This is a genomic window from Mycolicibacterium sp. P4_G11, assembly GCF_056555145.1.
Window position 1 is genome coordinate 158,353 of the sequence record NZ_JBFUJW010000004.1, and the last position, 19,307, is coordinate 177,659.

Genomic DNA, 19,307 nt, shown 5'->3' on the forward strand with positions numbered 1-19,307 from the left:
GGGAAAACTACAGCCGCGCAGCCAGTTCGGTGCCCTGCCGGATCGCGCGCTTGGCGTCCAGCTCGGCTGCCACCGCGGCGCCGCCGATGATGTGCGGCTCGATTCCGGCTTGGCGCAGTGCGCCTTCCAGGTCGCGGACCGATTCCTGGCCGGCGCAAACCACCACATTGTCGACCTCGAGGACGCGTGCCCCGGACCGGTCCGGCCCGAAGCTGATGTGCAGCCCGGCGTCGTCGATCTTTTCGTAGTTCACCCCGGAAAGCTGCTGCACGCCTTTGGCTTTGACCGACGCCCGGTGCACCCAGCCGCTGGTCTTGCCGAGCCCGCGCCCCTGGGTGCCCTTGGTGCGCTGCAGCAGGTACACCTCGCGGGCCGGTGGCAGCGGGATCGGGGTGGCCAACCCGCCGCGGGCGTTGCCGCCGTCGGCGATGCCCCACTCGGTTCGCCACTCCTTGAGGTTCAGGGTGGGGGATTCGTCGACCGTCAGGAACTCGCTGACGTCGAAACCGATTCCGCCGGCGCCGATCACGGCCACCCGCTTGCCGATGGATGCGCCGGTGATCGCCTCGGCGTACGACAGCACCATCGGATGGTCGATGCCCGGAATGTCCGGCATGCGGGGCGCGACACCGGTGGCGAGCACGACGTCGTCGTACTCCGCGAGATCGGAGGCCGTGGCTCGGGTGCCCAGTCGCACGTTCACGCGATGCTTGGACAGCATCGTGGCGTAGTAGCGGAGAGTCTCGTTGAATTCCTCTTTCCCGGGAATCCTCCGGGCCAGATCGAATTGGCCACCGATGTGGTCGCCGGCCTCGAACAGTGTCACGTCGTGGCCGCGCTGCGCGGCGGTGACGGCGGCGGCCAGGCCGGCCGGTCCGGCACCGACCACCGCAACCCGCTTGGTGGTCCGAGTCTTGCCCAGTACCAACGTGGTTTCGTGCCCCGCTCGCGGATTCAGCAGGCACGACACGGTCTTGTGCACGAACGCGTGGTCCAGGCAGGCCTGGTTGCAGGCGATGCAGGTGTTGATCTCGTCGGCCGCGTCGTGCTGGGCCTTGCGGACCCAGTCCGGGTCGCTCAGGAGCGGACGGGCCATCGAGATCAGTTGCACCGCACCGTCGGCCAGAATCTGTTCGGCGGACTGCGGCATGTTGATCCGGTTGGAGGCCACCACGGGGATGGTGACGTGTTGAGCCACGGCGTTGCTGATGTCCGCGAACGCGCTGTTCGGTACCGACGTGACGATGGTCGGCACCCGTGCTTCGTGCCAGCCGATCCCGGTGTTGATGATCGTCGCCCCGGCAGCTTCGATTTCCGTTGCCAGGGCGAGGATTTCCTCCCAGGTCTGGCCGTCGTCGACGTAGTCGGCCATGGACAGCCGGTAGCAGATGATGAAGTCGTGGCCGACGGCCTCGCGGGTGCGCCGGACGATCTCGACGGGGAACCGGCGGCGCTTTTCGGGCGTGCCGCCCCAGGCGTCGGTGCGCTTGTTGGTGCGCGGCGCCAGGAACTGGTTGAGCAGATAGCCTTCGCTGCCCATGATCTCGACGCCGTCGTACCCGGCCTCGCGGGCCAGCAGCGCGCATTTCACGAAGTCGTCGATGGTGCCCTCTACGTCGCGCAGCGCCCGCGGCCGGAACGGGTTGATAGGAGCCTTGATCGACGAGGCGCTGACCGAAAGTGGGTGGTACGCATAGCGTCCCGCGTGCAGCACCTGGAGCAGGATCTTGCCGCCTTCAGCGTGGACGGCCGTGGTGATCTTCCGGTGCCGACGGGCGTCGCTCGAGGACAGCATCTCGGCGGCGAACGGCAGCAGCCAGCCGGTCCGGTTGGGTGCATAGCCGCCGGTGATGATCAGCCCGACGCGGCCGCGGGCCCGCTCGGCGAAATACTCGGCGAGCTTGCCGGTGTCGCGGGCGCGGTCCTCCAGACCCGTGTGCATCGAACCCATGATCACCCGGTTGCGGAGCGTGGTGAAGCCAAGGTCCAACGGGGACAACAGGTTCGGATAGGGCGTTGCATGCGGCGCGGTCATCGGTTTCCTCTCAATGCCAGCAGAACTTCGTCCAACCAGTCCACCGATCCCTGCTCGGCGCGGATACCGCCGCGCAGCACCAGGTACTGGTGCAGCGCGCTGCCGGTGAGCGCAGCCGGATCGGGGAACTGACGTTTCTCGTAGCCGAGGTAGGTGTCGAGCAGCGCGGCGCGCTCGGCGCGCAGGGCGTGAATCTGCTCGTGCAGTGCGGCGGTGCTGTCCGCCGAGCCGTACGCCGCGCCGCGCAGCTTCACCGCGAGTTCACGGGTGCGGGCGTCGGTCACGGCACTGCCGCGCCCGGTGAGCGGTTCGGCGATCCAGCGCTCCAGCTCGGCTCGGCCGGCGTCGGTCACCGAGTAGACCTTCTTGTCCGGCCGGCCATGCTGTGCGACGACCTCGACGCTGACCCAGTCATCCATGGTGCGCAGCGTCTTGTAGATCTGCTGGTGCGTGGCCGCCCAGAAATAGCCGATCGAGCGGTCGAACCGGCTCGCCAGTTCGTAACCGGAACCGGCTTGTTCGCACAGCGCCACGAGGATGGCGTGGGGGAGGGCCACGGCACGAGCGTAGGTGCTACCGGCGGTCCTATGCAACAAATTGCAAAGCCGAACATGACACGCGTAAAAACCTGTGAGTCGCAACTAGTCGGAAGGTATCTGCAACGGCTAGTGTCAGTAACCACGCGCCCCGGCGCGCAAAGTTAGGTCACACTGAGCCAGACCGCTCAAAATGGGCGCACCATACTGACGTCGGCTCGTTGAGTCCTGATGAGCCAGCAGCCCCCTGGAACAGGAGAACTACCGGTGACGTACGTCATTGCCGAACCCTGCGTCGACGTCAAAGACAAGGCATGCATCGAAGAATGCCCGGTCGATTGCATCTACGAGGGTGCACGCATGCTGTACATCCACCCCGATGAGTGTGTGGACTGCGGCGCGTGCGAGCCCGTCTGCCCCGTCGAGGCCATCTACTACGAGGACGACGTCCCCGATCAGTGGAGCGGATACACCCAGAACAACGCCGACTTCTTCGCCGAGCTCGGCTCGCCGGGTGGTGCGTCGAAGGTCGGCCAGACCGACAACGACCCGCAGGCGGTCAAGGATCTCGCGCCGCAGGGCGAGTGACCCTGTCCGCTCGAACCAAGGTCTCGGCTGCTCTGCCGGTGTTCCCCTGGGACACGCTGGCTGACGCAACCGCGACCGCGCGTGCCCACCCCGACGGCATCGTCGATCTGTCCGTCGGTACGCCCGTTGACGATGTCGCACCGGTGATCCGGGAGGCCCTGGCCGCCGCCAGTGCCGCACCGGGTTATCCGACGACGGCCGGCACGCCGGCCGTTCGCGCGTCGGCGGTGGCTGCCCTGCAGCGCCGCTACGGCGTCACCGGTCTGCCGGAGCAGGCGGTGCTGCCGGTCATCGGCACCAAAGAGGTGATCGCCTGGCTGCCGACCCTGCTCGGGTTGGGGGCCGCCGACACCGTCGTCGTGCCAGAGCTGGCCTACCCGACGTACGACGTCGGCGCGCGGCTGGCCGGTGCTCAGGTGCTACGGGCCGATTCCCTGACCCAGATCGGGCCGCAGGCGCCCGGGCTGGTCTACCTGAACTCGCCCAGCAACCCGACCGGCAAGGTGCTCGGTGTCGACCACCTGCGCAAGGTCGTCGGCTGGGCGCGTGAGCGCGGTGTCGTCATCGCGTCCGACGAGTGCTACCTCGGCCTGGCGTGGGACGCCCAGCCACTGTCGGTGTTGCATCCCGACGTCTGCGACGGCGACCACACGGGTCTGCTGGCCGTGCACTCGCTGTCCAAGACGTCATCGCTGGCCGGCTACCGGGCCGGTTTCGTGGCGGGTGATCCGGCTTTGGTTGCCGAGTTGTTGGCGGTGCGCAAGCACGCCGGGATGATCGTCCCGACGCCGGTGCAGTCCGCGATGGTCGCCGCCCTTGACGACGACGAGCACGAACGTATCCAGCGGGACCGCTACGCCAAGCGGCGCGACGCACTGCTGGCGGCAGTCCGGGGCGCCGGCTTCACCGTCGAGCACTCCGAGGCGGGCCTGTACCTGTGGGCCACCCGCGGCGAGTCCGGTCGTGCGACGGTCGCGTGGCTGGCCGAGCGCGGCATCCTCGTCGCCCCCGGTGAGTTCTACGGCCCGGCCGGCGAGCAGTTCGTGCGCATCGCGCTGACCGCGACCGACGAGCGCATCGCCGCCGCCGTTTCCCGGTTGGCTTAGTCCTTCCGCTTGCGGGAGGCAGTCAACCCGGCTGGGCTAGCGTCCTGACGTATGCAGGTATTCGCCGCCATGTCGCCCGAGCTGCCTCTGACAAGGGTGCCGGCCTACGCGCGCCGGGTCGAGAAGCTCGGGTTCGACGGGCTGCACATTGCGGAGACGATCCACGACTCGCTCGCCGTGGCGCTGCTGGCCGCCGAACACACGGAACGGCTGACCATCCGGACCGCCGTCACCCTGGCGTTCGTCCGCAGCCCCATGCTCACCGCCTATGCGGCCTGGGATGTGCAGACCTTCTCCGGTGGGCGGTTCGAATTGGGCCTCGGCACCCAGATTCGGCAGAACATCGAAGACCGGTTCGGCATGCCCTGGAGCGAACCGCGGGAGCGGATGGCCGACTACGTGAGTGCGCTCAAGGACATCTTCGAGGCGTTCCGTACCGGCGGGTCTGTGCACCACGAGGGCGACGCCTACCGCATCACGCGGCTGCAGCCGTACTTCAACCCCGGGCCGAATGACCTGGCGCCACCACGCATCTGGCTAGGTGCGGTCAACGCGCGCATGTGCGAGCTGGCCGGCGGGGTGGCGGACGGTGTCGTCACGCACTCCACGAATTCCGATCCCGACTATTTGAGAGACGTTGTGCGCCCGGCACTTCAGCGTGGCGCACAGGCCTCGGGTCGGGCCGAGTTGCCTCAGCTCGTGGCGTCGACCGCGGTCGCCACCGGCAGCACCGACCTGTTGGTGGAGCGGGAACGCGAGCGGCAACGCCGGATGCTGACCTTCCTGCTATCGACCCCCGCTTACGCGACGACGCTCAAGCGGCGGGGCTGGGACACGCTGGCCGATGATCTGCGCGGGCTCATCAAGCAGGACCGGTGGGCTGACTTGCCGGCGGTTCTGAATGACGCGGTGCTCGATCAACTCGTCACCAGCGGCCGCTATGACCAACTGCCAAACCTGTTGCGGGACAAGTACGACGGCATTGCCGACGGGGTCGTGCTGCCGCCGATGAGCGCCGGCGACGACGACGGGGCGGTGCTGGCCTGCGTCCGGGACCTACAGAGCGGAGCGGCGTCGGGTTGACGCGTGGCGCGTTCAGTCCACGTCGAGTTGCGGCGGCACTGCCGAAGCCAGCGCCGCCCGGCACGCCACGATGGCCGGTGTCTTGCTGATGGCGGTCCGCGTCGCCGTGAACACCACCCGCCGACGCGGGTCGACGTCCACCACGCGTAAGTCGGGACGGCGCCGGACTCGCATCAGGTCGGGCAGGATGGCGACCGCGTTGCCATTCTCGATCAGGGCGATCTGGGCTTCGAGGTCGTCGGTCTCGAAGCGGACGTCGGGCTCGAAACCTGCTTGCCGGCAGAGTTGTTCGGCCCAGTGCCGGGAGGCGGTGCCTTCGGGCTCCATGGTCCACGGCAGGTCGGCAGCATCTTTGACCGAGGAGACGCGGTCCCAGGGGTCTCCGGTCGGTGGTACGGCCAGCCGCAGCAGGTCGGTGGTCAGCGATGCCCGGTGCAGGTCGGGATACGCGCGCGCGGCATGCCCCGGATACTCCTCGGCGATCACCAGATCGAACTCGCGCAGCCAGGTTTCGTAGAGCGCCTGCTCCGGTTCGCGTTGCGACATCGTCACGCGCAGACGCGGATGGCGTGTCGCCAACTCGGTCAGCATCTGTGGCATGAAGGCCGAGGCCGCCGATTGGAAGACGGCCAGCCGAACGGTGCCGGAAGCCTCGTCGCTCTGCACCGCGACATCGGAGGCGGCTTGCTCGAGCCGCGCCAAGATGACCGCGGTGTGCTCGACGAGCACCTCGGCCGCGGGGGTGAGCCGCAGCCGGCGCCCGACCTTCTCCAGCAGCGGCACGCCGACCTCGCGCTCGAGCTGGCTCAGTGCCTGCGATATCGCCGAGGGGCTTTGGTGCAGGGCCTCGGCGACCTCGGACAGCGTGCCGCGCAGGCTGAGCTCGTGCAGCAGCCGCAGCCTGCGGACGTCCAGCAGATCGGCACGTAGATGTTTCATCGTTACTTAAACTTTCATGTCAGAAATCATCGCTTTATTTTAAGTGTCTGGTCGGCTCATGATGGGCAGATGACGGAGCTGAGCAGCCGGGACGACCTGCTGACCGAGGTGGTGACCCAGGTTCGGTACTGGCTCGATGACGCCGCCCGCCTGCCCGTCGCCCCGGCCGGCCGCCGGTTGGCTGAGGTCCTTCGCGATCCTCATGGCCTGGATTTCACCGTCGGCTTCGTCGACCGCGTGATCCGGCCCGAAGACCATCGGGTCGCGGCCGCCAACCTGCGCGCCCTGGCGCGTAACGCCCCTGGCTTCCTGCCGCTGCACGAACGGCTGTTGATCAAGCTCGGTGCTCTGGTGTCGGTGATCGCGCCCGGCCTGGTCATTCCGGTCGCCCGGAAAGCGTTGCGCGAGATGGTCGGCCACCTCCTCGTCGACGCGACCGATGCCCGCCTCGGGCGTTCCATCGCACGGATCCGCAAGCGCGGCGTCGGGCTCAACATCAACCTGCTCGGTGAGGCCGTGCTCGGTCGGGCCGAGGCGGCCCGACGGCTGGAAGGCACCGAACGGCTGCTCGCCCGTCCCGACGTCGACTACGTGTCGATCAAGGTCTCGGCCACCGTGCCGCCGCACTCGCCGTGGGCGTTCGATGAAGCCGTCGACCACATTGCGCAGAACCTGCTGCCGTTGTTCACCCAGGCCGCGACCGCGCCGACGAAGAAGTTCATCAACCTCGACATGGAGGAGTACCGCGACCTGGAGCTGACGATCGCGGTGTTCACCAAACTTCTGGACCGGACCGAACTGCTCGACCTCGAAGCCGGGATCGTGTTGCAGGCCTATCTGCCCGATGCGCTGAGCGCGATGATGCGACTGCAGAACTGGGCGCGTGCGCGCCGCGAGCGGGGTGGCGCGGGCATCAAGGTTCGGCTGGTCAAGGGTGCCAACCTGCCCATGGAACACGTGGAGGCCTCGCTGCACGGCTGGCCCGTGGCGACCTACTCGACCAAGCAGGACACCGACACCAATTACAAGCGGGTGCTGGATTACGCACTGCGGCCCGAGCACACCGCGAATGTGCGTATCGGTGTCGCCGGGCACAACCTCTTCGACATCGCCTACGCGTGGACGCTCGCCGGGCGTCGCGGCGTCCGGGATCGCGTGGAGTTCGAGATGCTGCTGGGGATGGCGGAGGCGCAGGCCGAAGCCGTCCGGCGTACCGTCGGCGGTCTGCTGCTGTACGTACCGGTGGTGCACCCCAAGGACTTTGACGTTGCCATCGCCTATCTCGTGCGCCGGTTGGAAGAAGGTGCCAGCCAGGACAACTTCATGTCCGCGGTGTTCGAGCTGCACGACGACCAGTCGCTGTTCGAGCGCGAGAAGGACCGGTTCATCGCGTCCATCGCCGATCTCGTTGGGGAGAGCGTCGTTCCGGTGCCCAACCGTCGCCAGGATCGCCGTACCGATGATCCACGCGCAGCGATGAGCCCGGCCGGCGAGTTCGCGAATGTCGCCGACACTGATCCGGCACTGCCCGGCAATCGACTGTGGGGACGAGCGATCACCGACCGGATCGCCGCGTCGTCGGCGGGCGTGGAGCTGGTCGCCGAGCACACCGTGTCGAGTGGGGCTGCGCTGGACGGGATCATCGCCGACGGTGTGACCGCGGGCGCGACCTGGGCTGCGTCGACCGGTGCGCAGCGGGCGGCGGTCCTTCGGCGTGCGGCGGCAACGCTGCAGGCAACGCGGGCGGTATTGCTGGAGGTGATGGCGTCCGAGTGCGGCAAGACGCTGGATCAGGGCGATCCAGAGGTCTCCGAGGCCATCGATTTCGCGAATTACTATGCGGCACAAGCGGAAAAACTGGACTCGGTCGACGGCGCCGTCGCGGTGCCGACCGGATTGACGGTGGTCACGCCGCCGTGGAACTTCCCGGTGGCGATCCCCGCCGGGTCCGTGCTGGCCGCGCTGGCCGCGGGTAGTCCCGTCGTCATCAAACCTGCCACTCAGGCCAGGCGGTGTGGATCCGTTATGGTGCAGGCGCTTTGGGACGCCGGCGTGCCGCGCGATGTGCTGCAGTTGGTGCACCTCGATGAGGGCGAACTCGGCACGCAGTTGGTGTCCGACCCGCGGGTTGCCCGGCTGATCCTCACCGGTGCCTTTGAGACCGCAGAATTGTTCCGCAGTTTCCGGCCGGACCTGCCGCTGTTGGCGGAGACCAGTGGCAAGAACTCCATCATCGTCACCCCGCATGCTGATCTCGATCTCGCGGTGAAAGACCTGGTGTACTCGGCCTTCGGGCATGCCGGTCAGAAGTGCTCGGCCGCGTCGCTCGGCATTCTGGTGGGCTCCGTCGCCCGGTCCGCGCGGTTCCGCGACCAGCTCGTCGATGCCGTCACCTCACTGAAGGTCGGCTACCCGACAGACCCGACCGTGCAGGTGGGACCCATCAACGAACCCGCGCACGGCAAACTGCTGCGTGCACTCACGCAGCTCTCGCCGGGGGAGCAGTGGCTGGTAGCGCCCCGCCGACTCGACGACACCGGACGGCTCTGGTCACCGGGGGTGAAGACCGGGGTTCGGTGCGGCTCGGAGTTCCACCTCACCGAGTACTTCGGTCCGGTGCTGGGTCTCATCGCCGCCGATGACCTCGACGAGGCGATCGCGATTCAGAACCAGGTCGACTACGGACTGACGGCAGGCCTGCACAGCCTGGACCGCGCTGAGATCGAACGCTGGCTCGACCAGGTCGAGGCCGGCAACGCCTATGTGAACCGCTCGACGGTCGGGGCGATCGTGCGGCGTCAGCCCTTCGGCGGGTGGAAGAAGTCGGCGGTGGGTGCGGGCGCCAAGGCAGGCGGCCCGAATTACCTGATCGGGCTGAGTGACTGGCGGCCCGCGCCGGCGACCCAAGCGGCGTCGATAGCACCATCCGTACGCGCGATCCTGGACGCTGCGCAGACTTTCGCGCTGAGCCCCGGAGAACTCGATTTCCTCGAACGGTCCTTCGGATCCGACGCACATGCCTGGGCGACGGAATTCGGTGTAGCGCGCGATGTCTCCGCCCTGATGGCGGAGAGGAACGTCTTCCGGTACCTGCCCGTGCCGGTGACGGTGCGCGCCGAGTGTGTTGATCCGGCAGCCGTACTGCGGGTGGTCGGGGCGGGAATCCTGGCCGGTTCCTCCGTGACCGTCTCCACCCCGGTTCCGCTCGATCCGGCGATCGCCGGCACGCTGGCCACCGCCGGCGTCGTCTGCCGGGTAGACGATTCAGTGTCGTGGCGGAACACGCTGCGCGACAACGCACCTGGACGCGTTCGCCTGCTCGGTGGCAGCCGCGAACAGTTCGCTCGCGACAGTGCCGGCGATGTCGGCATCGCGCTCTACGCGGGGCCGGTCGTCGAAGCCGGGAGGATCGAGCTGCTGACCTTCCTGCACGAGCAGGCGATCGCGGTGACCGCGCACCGATTCGGTTCCCCGACACCGTTGTCCGAGAACTTGTTTCGGTGACGCCGCGTCTCAGAGCGCGTAGGCGAGCTTGAACTTGTCGAGCAGATACGGCCCCGACACCACGGGCTCGTAGCGCGGCGGATTGTCGGCGCTCGCGCAGGTGGGAATGCACTCGATGACGGCGTCGAAGTTGGGTTGATGGAAGAACGGCAGGCTGAACCGTTCGCCACCCGCGCCGTTGCTCACCACGCGGTGCACGGTGCTGACCCAGCGGTCGTTGGTCCACCTGGCCAGCAGATCACCGATGTTGATGACGAATGATCCGGGGACCACGGGCACGTCGAGCCACTCACCGCGGTCGTTGAGAACCTGTAGCCCGCGCTGAGATTCGTCCTGCAGCAGGATCGTGAGATTGCCCCAGTCGCTGTGCTGGCTCAGCCGGATTTCGCCGGCCGGCCGGTCGTCGGCAGGGTAGTAGTTGGCCATCAGGTTGGAGTTGTGCCGGTCGATCGACGCGTCGAACCAATCCTCGCGCAGGCCCAGTGCGAGTGCGAACAGCCGGGCCAATTCGGTGGCCAGTAACTCCATTTCGGCGTAGTAGCGCTCGTAAGCCGCGCGGAAGCCGGGGAGTTCGGGCCACCGCTGCGCGACGAACATCCGCTCGTCGGTCCAGCCGTCGCCGCCCATGCCCTCCGGATTGCCGAGCGGGAAGTGGACGAACTTCTCGACCCGGTCCGGCGCCTGGTGCTCGGCCTCGATGTCCGCGCCATCGTTGGTGGCCGCGAGCTTGCCCGCGCTGCTGAATCCGCGGGCCAGTGGGTCGCCCGGTTGCGCCCGGACGCGGTCCTTTTCGGCCTGCGGTAGCGCGAAGAACGCGCGCAGGGCGTGATTGACGTCGTTGATGGCCTTGTAGGGCACACCGTGCCCGACGAGGAGCAGGAAACCACTGGTCTCGCAGCATCGGCCGATCGCGTCGGCCACCGCCTGGCGGTGCCTCGGGTCACCGCTACGGGCGCTGCTGATGTCTATCACCGGGACGAAGCCGTCCTGCAGGACGACCTGGTCGACTATCACTTCTGGTTGGGTCATGCTTTCGACGCTAGAACCTCAACTTAGGTTGAGATCAAGTGTGAGAGTTATTCTCCCGCAAGGCCACAGGCCGGAGGTGGCGAGTCACTGGCTCTGGTGAACCGTGGTGTCGACGTGCGGCGCCTGCGCGTGCGGCTGGATGTCCTGGAGCCACTGCAGCTGATCGATGCCGTGGTTGTTGTGAGATGCCACAACGGTTTCCGGCAGCGCCTTTTGGGTGTCGTCGGTGAACGACCACACGATCGGGGACACCAGCGCTCCGACTGTCAGTGCGCCTGCGAGAACGTAACGACCCACCGTCTGCTGTGCAAAACCGCTGATCGTCTTCATGTCACTGCCTCCTGCTTGGGTGCTATGCCCAGATCAACAGGCGGCCGAGACGGCATCATCCCAGGTGGCGCGATGTTTACCCGAGTTGGCAGGATTGCTTACCGGCCCCTGTGCAATCGCAGCAGAGTCCACCCTGCGATCGACTGCGCATCGGTGATCTCGCCGCGGCGGATCATGTCCTCGATCTGATCGGCGGTGAACCACTCGCTGTGCATGTCCTGCTCTTCGTGCTCGCGCTCGTGCTCACCTTCGGTGATGCCGGTCGCGAGGTAGGCCCAGCCGCGTTGGCTGCACATCCCTGGAGCGACGTCGAGCTGGCCCAGCACCTGCCACGTCTCGGCGCGCAGCCCGGTCTCCTCACGGAGTTCCTGCGCGGCCAGATCGGCGGGTGCGGGCTCGTCGCCGTCCAACGTGCCCGGTGCAGTGCCCTGGACAAACTCCCAGCGCCGCAACCCAATTGGATAGCGGAACTGTTCCACCATGCGGTAGCGGTCGCCGTCATGGGCAATGACCAGTGCGTACGTCGGTTTGTCCACCACCCCGTAGATGCCGGTGGTGCCGTCGGGACGGCGGATGTCGTCTTCGCGCACCGACATCCACGCGTTGCGATAGACCTCACGGGAGCCGACTCGTTCGATCACTGCTCCAGTATCGCGGAGTGTGCGCGATGAAGTGCTATTCGACAGGGTATGGGCCGTCGGTGAAAGCGTGCGAGTGGTATCCCTTTGACCCGACGGATTGAGTCAGGGAACTGCGGAATTCGCGGTCCTGCTGGAGTCGTTCGATCAGCTCGGCGAAGGTGTGACGCGGGTACCAACCCAGATCGTTCCTGGCGCGGTCGTTGACGTAGACCCGATCTATCGTCGGGAACATGGTCCAGCCGCGGCGCCGGTATTCGTCCACGTATCCAGGTGCGTAACGCTCCACGACGGCCGGCGCGTCCAGCCGCAGCTGCGGCAGATCCGCCGGGGTGAAGGGCGACGTTGCGCTGATGATGTAGCGCCCGAACCCGATATCCGGTGCGCGTTCGATGGCACGCAGGTGGGCTTCCACCACGTCCTCGAGATCGACACGGCGGTAAAGGAACTCGTTGACCTTGGCGTTGGCGTCGTCGTAGCTGTCGCGAATGTCCTTGTTGTCATCAGCTTCCGGGAAGAACCGCGACGTCCGCAACACCACGCAGGGAAGTCCGCGTCGGCGTGCGAAGAGCTCACACAGGTCTTCGGCGGCCGCCTTGGTGACGCCGTAGATGTTCTTGGGTTTGTCCGCGACGTCCTCGGTGATCCAGGCGGCCGGTTCGTGCGCACCCGGAACCAGCGCGTCCCCGAATGCGCTTGTCGTGCTGGTGTAGATGAATCGCGTCACCCCGGCCGCGACCGCGTTTTCCAGCAGGTTGAGCGTGCCGGTGATGTTCGTATCGACGAATTCCTGCCGCGTGTGCGTAGCGACGTGAGGCTTGTGCAGCGTTGCAGTGTGCACAACGGCATCGACCCCGCGTATCGCTTCGGCGACGGCCACTGGATCAGTGACCGATGCCTGGTGGCGGGTAAAGATCGACGCCGTCGTATCGAGACCGACGACTTCGTGGTTCGTCTGCCGCAAGCGCCGCATCAGTGCTTCACCCAGGTGGCCCGAACTACCGGTCACAAGAATCTTCATCGCGGCTGGTCCCTGGCCAACTTTCTGAATAGACGATGTTCCACCCCTAGAGCAACGAACATATTGGCGTGGACTGGCGTGCGCGAGCCATTTAATGACGCGGGACCTTCGTTGCATCTGCATAGGCGAGTAGCCTCGCGATGTGCTGCTGACCTCTCTGAACCCAGCCGTTGTCGCCGCCGGGCACGACCTCGAAGACGCGGTGCGTATCGACGGCGCGGTGTTGTCCCGCAGCGATCTGGTCGGGGCCGCGACGTCGGTGGCCGAACGGGTCGCCGGCGCGTCGCTGGTGGCCGTGCTGGCTCGGCCGACGGCCAAGACGGTGCTCGCCGTCGCGGGCTGCCTCATCGCGGGGGTGCCGGTGGTTCCGGTGCCCGCCGACGTCGGCGCGGCCGAACGTCGGCACATGATCACCGACTCCGGGGCGCAGGCCTGGCTGGGGGAGGTGCCTGACGAAACCGAAGGGCTACCGGTCATCCCGGTCCGGCTGCATGCTCGGTCCTGGCACCGCTACGCCGAACCGTCGCCGGATTCGACCGCGTTGGTCATGTACACCTCGGGCACCACAGGGTTGCCCAAAGGCGTGGTGATCAGCCGTCGCGCCATCGCCGCCGACATCGACGCGTTGGCCAAGGCCTGGGCCTGGACGCCGGCCGACACCTTGGTGCACGGCCTACCGCTGTTCCACGTGCACGGTCTGATCCTCGGTCTGCTGGGCTCACTGCGGATCGGAAATCGCTTCGTACACACCGGAAAACCCACGCCGGCCGCCTACGCCGCCGCGGGCGGCTCGCTGTACTTCGCGGTGCCGACCGTCTGGTCCCGCGTGGTGGCCGACGCTGCTGCCGCCGAGGCGCTCCGCGGAGCGCGACTGCTGGTGTCGGGCAGCGCAGCGCTGCCGGTGCCGGTGTTCGACGACCTGATCCGGCTCACCGGACACGCGCCGCTGGAGCGCTATGGCAGCACCGAATCTTTGATCACCCTGTCTACCCGGGTCGACGGCGAACGCCGGCCCGGCTGGGTCGGGTTGCCGTTGGACGGCGTGCAGACGCGGCTGGTCGCCGAAGACGGGTCTGCGGTGCCGCACGACGGGGAAACCATTGGCCGCCTTGAGGTTTCCGCGCCGACGATCTTCACCGGCTATCTGAACCGCCCAGAGGCGACGGCCGAGGTGCTGAGCGACGACGGCTGGTACCGCACCGGCGACGTCGCGGCCATCGATGAGGGCGGTATGCACCGCATCGTCGGTCGCGAGTCGGTGGACCTCATCAAGTCCGGCGGTTTCCGGGTCGGCGCCGGCGAGATCGAGACGGTCCTGCTGGGCCACCCGGGTGTATCGGAGGCCGCGGTGGTCGGCGTGCCGGACGACGATCTGGGGCAGCGCATCGTGGCGTTCGTGGTCGGGTCGGCGTCGGCGCAGGAACTCATCGACTTTGTCGCGCAACAGCTTTCGGTGCACAAGCGGCCGCGCGAGGTGCGCCTCGTCGACAGCCTGCCGCGCAACGCCATGGGCAAGGTGCAGAAGAAACTCCTCGTCTAGGCAACGTCGTCGCGATGGAGGACGGTTGTCAGATGGAGGTGCTGTCCGGACGCCGCGGCCGCGACGAGGTCACCGGCTGTGAGACCTAGGGCAGACGACTGGCCGGTCCACCCTCGATCTCCGGCTGGATCAGCCGGAAGTGAGATTCGCTGCGCTGCATGTGCCGTCGCTGGTAGTCGCCCTCGATGTGCTTGCCGTCGACCATGCCGGTCAACATCAGCCGGTCGGGACCGTCCAGACGAAAGTGCAGCACGATGGGCGGATCCGATTCGTGCCTCTTGATCTCCAGTCGGTCGTCGTGGATCTCGAACAGGTAGACGGTGACGTAGCCGGCGGGAACCTGGGTGACGAAGCTGGTGTAGTCGTCGACCCGGTCGGCGATCGCGACGTTGGTCCACGGCGCAGGAGACGTCTGCTGCAGCGTCGCCGCTTTGCCGTCGACCGTGAATGACGTTGCACGCCAAACTCCGTCGATGTCCGATTCCCTGTGCCGAATGTCGTAGAACGTGACGACGCTGAGCGTGGTCACCAGCGCGCCGACGACGGCTGCGATGGTGAACTTCGCCACGGTGCCGGTGCGGCGCAGCCATCTCCTGCCGGAGCCCAGCGCCGGCCACAGCACGACCGGTTCGGGAGTGCCACGCTGGAACACCATTTGGGCCAGGCCCCGCCAGTACGGCGTGGTGATCGCGACGGCGATGAAGAACAGGGCTCCGGACACCAGTTTCACCGGAACGTCGTAGAACAGATTGAGCAGGAACACCTGCCCCATGGCGCCGATCGCGATCAGCGCACCCAACAGCCACGTCCGATTCCACAGAAGCAGCACGCCGGCAACGAATTCGACGAGACCGGCGGCCACCGAGTACGGGTCGGAGGCGCCCATGAAACCCCACAACGTGTTCATCAGGCTGACGTCGCCGACCATCTGGATCTGGTAGCCGGGCAGCATCATGTAGGCCATCTGCGTCGGAATGAGCTTGGCCAGACCATAGAGCAGCATCGAGACGGCCAGACCGAACCGGGCGAACACCAGCAGCAGTGCGGCAAGGCTGCGGTAGTTGGGCCTACGCCGGTCCAGCGCGGTCCAGGTCGCGGTGATCAGCTGGGCCACCAGAATCCAGCCGAGGTGGAAGCACCACTCCGCCAAGGAATCAGCACCCCCATTGACGTTCAGGTACACGCCTTCACCGCGGGTGACGAAGCTGCCCAAGTTGGCGAGCGCCTGCAGAAGCGGAGCCATCAACAGGCTCAGGCCCAGATTGCCGTACACCGAGAGGATCAGGATTCCGCCGCCGATGGTGAAGAACAGCCGGAACGCCAGCTTCTGCTTGCCGGTCCATTCGGGCGCCGAGATCTCGTCGGGGTTGCTAGTTGTCAAGGTGTCCGCGTCGCCGGTCGTCGTGCTCACCGGATTGACGCTAGTGATGAATAGGCGCCGATGTCCCCGGGGAAAACCTCCAACTTCCCGGCGACGATCCCCCCGATGGTCGCCGACTGTGCGGTTCCGTACGCGACGAGCCGGGCGAATCCACGCGCACGAGCTCATTCTCGGCGGGAATGGCTGGGCAAGCAGATACCTTGTAGATGCCATGCAACTCACAGACGAAGCCCGCGCCCTCATCGGCGACGGGGCCAACGCGACGCTCGTGACTTTGAATGCCGATGGCAGCCCACAGGTTTCGGTGGTGTGGGTGGAACTGCAGGGCGACGAACTGGTCAGCGCCCATCTCGCCGACTACAAGAAGCTGCGCAACATGCGCCGCGATCCCAGGGTCGCGGTCACCATCATCGGTACTGACCGGGGCGCGGCGTCGGTCAATCCCTATCTCGCGATCAGCGGCACCGCACGCATCGTGGAGGGCGGGGCACCCGACGTGCTGACCCGGCTGACCAACGTGATGGCGCCGGAGTTCAACGGCCAGTTCCCGCCGGCCGAAGCGCCGCCCGGATACCTCACCCGCATCACCATCGAGAAGGTGACCGGCGTCGGCCCCTGGGCCTGAACGACGAAAGTGAGCTTGTGTGCGAGATTTCGATGAAACCACGCACACAAGCTCACTTTCGGTGAGCAGAACTAGTTGGCGTGCAGCGCCTCGTTGAGCGTGATGCCGGTGCCGTCGCGCTTGACGACCTCGACCGCACCGCTGACCGAGTTCCGGCGGAACAGCAGGTTGTTCGAGCCGGACAGCTCCTTGGCCTTGACGGTCTGACCGTCGGCGGTGGTCACCTTGGTACCGCCGGTGACGTACAGGCCGGCCTCGATGACGCAGTCGTCGCCCAGCGAGATGCCCAGGCCCGCGTTGGCACCCAGCAGGCAGCGCTTGCCCACCGAGATGACCTCCTTGCCGCCACCGGACAGCGTGCCCATGATCGACGCGCCGCCTCCGACGTCGGAGCCGTCATCGACGACGACACCCGCCGAGATGCGGCCCTCGACCATCGACGTGCCCAGGGTGCCGGCGTTGAAGTTGACGAAGCCCTCGTGCATGACGGTCGTGCCCGACGCCAGGTGCGCACCCAGCCGGACGCGGTCGGCGTCGGCGATGCGCACGCCCGACGGCAACACATAGTCGACCATGCGGGGGAACTTGTCGACACCGAACACGGTGACCGTGCCGCGGCGACGCAGCTTGGCGCGGACGGTCTCGAAGCCCTCGACGCCGCAGGGGCCGAAGTTGGTCCACACCACGTTGGTCAGCAGGCCGAAGATGCCGTCCAAGTTGGCGCCGTGCGGCGCGATCAGGCGGTGCGACAGCAGGTGAAGACGCAGCCAGACATCGTGCGTGTCGGCGGGCTTGTCGTCGAGCGAGGCGATGGTGGTGCGCACGATCTCGGTGCGCACGCCGCGGTCCTCATCGGTGCCGACGAGAGCTTCCAGCTCAGCGGGGACCGGGCCGGCCGCGGCGTCAGCGGAGAGCTCCGGAGCGGGGAACCAGGTGTCCAGGACCGTTCCGTCGGCGGTGATGGTGGCGATGCCGATGCCAGATGCAGAAGTCACGTTGGCCAAGGTTACTGAACCAACGGTGAGCTGGGGGCACCACCCACGAGCGGGAGGTGCCCCCAGATCGCACGGAGTGCCGCTCACTGCAGGTGGTGGACCTCCTGCAGGCCGAAGACCGGCGTGGGGATGCCTTCGTACCGGGCCTTGAGCTGCAACGCGAGGTACAGCGAGTAGTGCCGCGACTGGTGCAGGTTGCCGCCGTGGAACCACAGGTTCTCCTGCTGCGTGGGCTTCCACATGTTGCGCTGCTCGCCCTCCCACGGGCCGGGGTCCTTGGCGGTCCCGCTGCCCAGGCCCCACACCTTGCCGACCCGGTCGGCGATCTCCTGGCCCATCAGGTCGGCGGCCCAGCCGTTCATCGAGCCGTAGCCGGTCGCGTAGACGACGACGTCGGCCGGCAGCTCGGTGCCATCGGCGAGGACCACCGCGTCTGCCGTCAGGTGCGACACCTGGCCGTGCGCCAACTTGATCGAGCCATCGGCCACCAACTCACACGCGCCGACGTCGATGTAGTAGCCCGAGCCGCGGCGCAGGTACTTCATGAACAGTCCGGAGTCGTCGTCGCCGAAGTCCAGCTCGAAGCCGGCGGCCTCCAGTCGATCGTAGAAGTCCTTGTCCCGCAACCGGATCGCGTCATAGATGGGACGTTGGAAGTCGGCCATGATGGCGTAGGGCAGCGATGCGAAGGTCAGGTCGGCCTTCTCCGTCGTCATGCCCGCGGCCACCGCGCGTTCGGAGTACAGATCGCCGAGGCCGAGGTCCATCAGCGAATCCGACTTGACGACGTGCGTCGACGACCGCTGCAGCATCGTCACGTCGACGCCGTTCTCGTACAAGGCTTTACAGATGTCGTGCGCGGAGTTGTTCGACCCGACCACGACGACCTTCTTGCCGACGTATCGATCGGGCCCCGGGTGCTGACTCGAGTGGTGCTGTTCCCCGGCGAAGACGTCCTGGCCCGGAAGCGTTGGGATGCTGGGCTTTCCGGACATGCCTGTCGCAAGCACCAGTTGGGTCGGGTGGAGAGTGAGCCGCTCGCCGTCGCGGTTGACTTCGACGGTCCAGTGGCCCGCGTCGGAATCGTAAGTGGCCGACAGGCATTCGGTGCGCGACCAGTACGGCACCTCCATGACGCGCGTGTAGAACTCCAGCCAGTCGCCGACCTTGTCCTTCGGCGCGAACACCGGCCAGTTGGCCGGGAAGGGCAGGTAGGGCAGGTGGTCGTACCAGACGGGGTCGTGCAGGCACAGGGACTTGTAGCGCTTGCGCCACTGGTCGCCGGGCCGCTCGTGCTTGTCGACGACGATGGCCGGGACCCCGAGCTGACGCAGCCGCGCACCCAGCGCGATGCCGCCCTGTCCGCCGCCGATCACCAGCACATACGGCTGCGCCTCGCGGCCCAACGTCGCCTCTTCCTCCGCGCGCTTCTCGGCCCACGACCGCGGGTCGGGATCGGACCCGTGCACCGCGCCGAGCACGCGCGTCGCGCCCTTGCGCTCCTCGTGGCCCTTGAGCTCCTGCAGTGTCGTCAGCAGCGTCCAGCCTTCGTCTCCACGCAGCCGTAGGTGCCCCGAGCCGCGCCCGGTGGCTGTCTCGAATTCGATGAACGCCGACGTCACATCGCCGTCAGCCGTGGCAGGTTCCCGGGTCCGGAACCCGGACGGTGTGGTGTCGGCCAGCCGTGCGCGCAGCATGCCGGCGATCTGGTCGCGACCCTCGACGGTCTTGAGGTTCCAGGTGAACGCGACGAGGTCGCGCCAGAAGCTGTCGACGGCGAACATCCCGACGACGCCGTCGATGTCCTGCGCGGCCAGCGCCGCTTCGAAGTTCGCGAGCCAGGTCTCGACGCGCTCCTGCGGCGAGACGGCGGTAATCGGTTCGAGTGTGGAAGTCATGTGACCCAGAACACATGCCTGGCGCAACCCACGACAAGAGTTGCACCACGTTGCAGCGT

At 67.0% G+C, this 19,307-nt stretch carries 16 protein-coding genes; 6 read left to right on the forward strand and 10 right to left on the reverse strand.

Features of this window, described 5'->3' with window-relative positions; all coding sequences use genetic code 11:
• Positions 1-7: 7 nt before the first annotated feature.
• Positions 8-2,035: an FAD-dependent oxidoreductase gene (locus tag AC1U2B_RS10320; protein WP_480216728.1), complete on the reverse strand. Its 2,028-nt coding sequence runs from the start codon at positions 2,033-2,035 to the stop codon at positions 8-10.
• Positions 2,032-2,592, reverse strand: a complete 561-nt coding sequence (locus AC1U2B_RS10325; RefSeq protein ID WP_043395546.1) for a PadR family transcriptional regulator — start codon at positions 2,590-2,592, stop codon at positions 2,032-2,034. The genes AC1U2B_RS10320 and AC1U2B_RS10325 overlap by 4 nt, the downstream gene beginning before the upstream one ends.
• Positions 2,593-2,838: 246 nt before the next feature.
• On the opposite strand from AC1U2B_RS10325, the gene fdxA reads away from it, so the two are divergent.
• Genes fdxA through AC1U2B_RS10340 form a run of 3 tightly spaced genes read left to right on the forward strand, consistent with a single transcriptional unit; the run spans position 2,839 to position 5,348 of the window.
• Entirely contained in the window at positions 2,839-3,159 is a 321-nt protein-coding gene (gene fdxA / locus AC1U2B_RS10330) for a ferredoxin (RefSeq protein ID WP_029121628.1), read from the forward strand.
• Positions 3,156-4,265: a succinyldiaminopimelate transaminase gene (gene dapC, locus AC1U2B_RS10335; RefSeq protein ID WP_480216729.1), complete on the forward strand. Its 1,110-nt coding sequence runs from the start codon at positions 3,156-3,158 to the stop codon at positions 4,263-4,265. Before fdxA ends, dapC begins: the two co-directional genes overlap by 4 nt.
• A gap of 51 nt (positions 4,266-4,316) precedes the next feature.
• Positions 4,317-5,348: a TIGR03617 family F420-dependent LLM class oxidoreductase gene (locus tag AC1U2B_RS10340; protein ID WP_480216730.1), complete on the forward strand. Its 1,032-nt coding sequence runs from the start codon at positions 4,317-4,319 to the stop codon at positions 5,346-5,348.
• A 12-nt stretch (positions 5,349-5,360) separates the two neighbouring features.
• Here the strand turns inward: AC1U2B_RS10340 and AC1U2B_RS10345 are convergent, their stop codons facing one another.
• On the reverse strand, positions 5,361-6,287 hold the full coding sequence (locus AC1U2B_RS10345) for a LysR family transcriptional regulator (RefSeq protein ID WP_480216731.1): 927 nt from the start codon (positions 6,285-6,287) through the stop codon (positions 5,361-5,363).
• A 69-nt stretch (positions 6,288-6,356) separates the two neighbouring features.
• On the opposite strand from AC1U2B_RS10345, the gene AC1U2B_RS10350 reads away from it, so the two are divergent.
• Positions 6,357-9,791 carry a proline dehydrogenase family protein gene (locus AC1U2B_RS10350; protein ID WP_480216732.1) on the forward strand — a complete coding sequence of 1,145 codons (3,435 nt, stop codon included), beginning with the start codon at positions 6,357-6,359 and terminating at the stop codon, positions 9,789-9,791.
• Positions 9,792-9,800: 9 nt separating this feature from the next.
• Here the strand turns inward: AC1U2B_RS10350 and AC1U2B_RS10355 are convergent, their stop codons facing one another.
• The 4 genes from AC1U2B_RS10355 to AC1U2B_RS10370 all read right to left on the reverse strand — a co-directional run bounded on the left by AC1U2B_RS10355 (position 9,801) and on the right by AC1U2B_RS10370 (position 12,809).
• Positions 9,801-10,820 (reverse strand): isopenicillin N synthase family dioxygenase, encoded by a 1,020-nt coding sequence (locus tag AC1U2B_RS10355; RefSeq protein WP_480216733.1) that lies wholly within the window; start codon positions 10,818-10,820, stop codon positions 9,801-9,803.
• Between the two features lie 84 nt (positions 10,821-10,904).
• Complete coding sequence (locus AC1U2B_RS10360; protein WP_260972753.1) at positions 10,905-11,150, reverse strand: hypothetical protein; 246 nt, start codon at positions 11,148-11,150, stop codon at positions 10,905-10,907.
• A 98-nt stretch (positions 11,151-11,248) separates the two neighbouring features.
• Positions 11,249-11,746, reverse strand: coding sequence for an NUDIX domain-containing protein (locus tag AC1U2B_RS10365; protein ID WP_480216861.1), 498 nt, complete (start codon positions 11,744-11,746; stop codon positions 11,249-11,251).
• 79 nt (positions 11,747-11,825) lie between these two features.
• On the reverse strand, positions 11,826-12,809 hold the full coding sequence (locus tag AC1U2B_RS10370) for an NAD-dependent epimerase/dehydratase family protein (protein WP_480216734.1): 984 nt from the start codon (positions 12,807-12,809) through the stop codon (positions 11,826-11,828).
• Positions 12,810-12,951: 142 nt separating this feature from the next.
• On the opposite strand from AC1U2B_RS10370, the gene AC1U2B_RS10375 reads away from it, so the two are divergent.
• Positions 12,952-14,349: an acyl-CoA synthetase gene (locus AC1U2B_RS10375; protein ID WP_480216735.1), complete on the forward strand. Its 1,398-nt coding sequence runs from the start codon at positions 12,952-12,954 to the stop codon at positions 14,347-14,349.
• Positions 14,350-14,434: 85 nt separating this feature from the next.
• Here the strand turns inward: AC1U2B_RS10375 and AC1U2B_RS10380 are convergent, their stop codons facing one another.
• Complete coding sequence (locus AC1U2B_RS10380) at positions 14,435-15,760, reverse strand: hypothetical protein (RefSeq protein ID WP_480216736.1); 1,326 nt, start codon at positions 15,758-15,760, stop codon at positions 14,435-14,437.
• 181 nt (positions 15,761-15,941) lie between these two features.
• Between AC1U2B_RS10380 and AC1U2B_RS10385 the strand changes: the two genes are divergently transcribed.
• Entirely contained in the window at positions 15,942-16,355 is a 414-nt protein-coding gene (locus AC1U2B_RS10385; protein ID WP_043395524.1) for a PPOX class F420-dependent oxidoreductase, read from the forward strand.
• A gap of 71 nt (positions 16,356-16,426) precedes the next feature.
• Here the strand turns inward: AC1U2B_RS10385 and dapD are convergent, their stop codons facing one another.
• Both dapD and AC1U2B_RS10395 read right to left on the reverse strand, forming a co-directional pair.
• Positions 16,427-17,350: a 2,3,4,5-tetrahydropyridine-2,6-dicarboxylate N-succinyltransferase gene (gene dapD, locus AC1U2B_RS10390; RefSeq protein ID WP_480216737.1), complete on the reverse strand. Its 924-nt coding sequence runs from the start codon at positions 17,348-17,350 to the stop codon at positions 16,427-16,429.
• Between the two features lie 83 nt (positions 17,351-17,433).
• On the reverse strand, positions 17,434-19,248 hold the full coding sequence (locus AC1U2B_RS10395) for an NAD(P)-binding domain-containing protein (protein WP_480216738.1): 1,815 nt from the start codon (positions 19,246-19,248) through the stop codon (positions 17,434-17,436).
• Between the last annotated feature and the right edge of the window lie 59 nt (positions 19,249-19,307).

Bases quoted from the DNA above. Each gene is read 5' to 3' on its own strand.
- AC1U2B_RS10365 (WP_480216861.1), bottom strand. From the start codon at position 11,746: ATGTCGGTGCGCGAAGACGACATCCGCCGTCCCGACGGCACCACCGGC.
- AC1U2B_RS10385 (WP_043395524.1), top strand. From the start codon at position 15,942: ATGCAACTCACAGACGAAGCCCGCGCCCTCATCGGCGACGGGGCCAAC.
- AC1U2B_RS10355 (WP_480216733.1), bottom strand. From the start codon at position 10,820: ATGACCCAACCAGAAGTGATAGTCGACCAGGTCGTCCTGCAGGACGGC.
- AC1U2B_RS10345 (WP_480216731.1), bottom strand. From the start codon at position 6,287: ATGAAACATCTACGTGCCGATCTGCTGGACGTCCGCAGGCTGCGGCTG.
- AC1U2B_RS10370 (WP_480216734.1), bottom strand. From the start codon at position 12,809: ATGAAGATTCTTGTGACCGGTAGTTCGGGCCACCTGGGTGAAGCACTG.
- AC1U2B_RS10360 (WP_260972753.1), bottom strand. From the start codon at position 11,150: ATGAAGACGATCAGCGGTTTTGCACAGCAGACGGTGGGTCGTTACGTT.
- AC1U2B_RS10340 (WP_480216730.1), top strand. From the start codon at position 4,317: ATGCAGGTATTCGCCGCCATGTCGCCCGAGCTGCCTCTGACAAGGGTG.
- AC1U2B_RS10395 (WP_480216738.1), bottom strand. From the start codon at position 19,248: ATGACTTCCACACTCGAACCGATTACCGCCGTCTCGCCGCAGGAGCGC.
- AC1U2B_RS10350 (WP_480216732.1), top strand. From the start codon at position 6,357: ATGACGGAGCTGAGCAGCCGGGACGACCTGCTGACCGAGGTGGTGACC.
- AC1U2B_RS10320 (WP_480216728.1), bottom strand. From the start codon at position 2,035: ATGACCGCGCCGCATGCAACGCCCTATCCGAACCTGTTGTCCCCGTTG.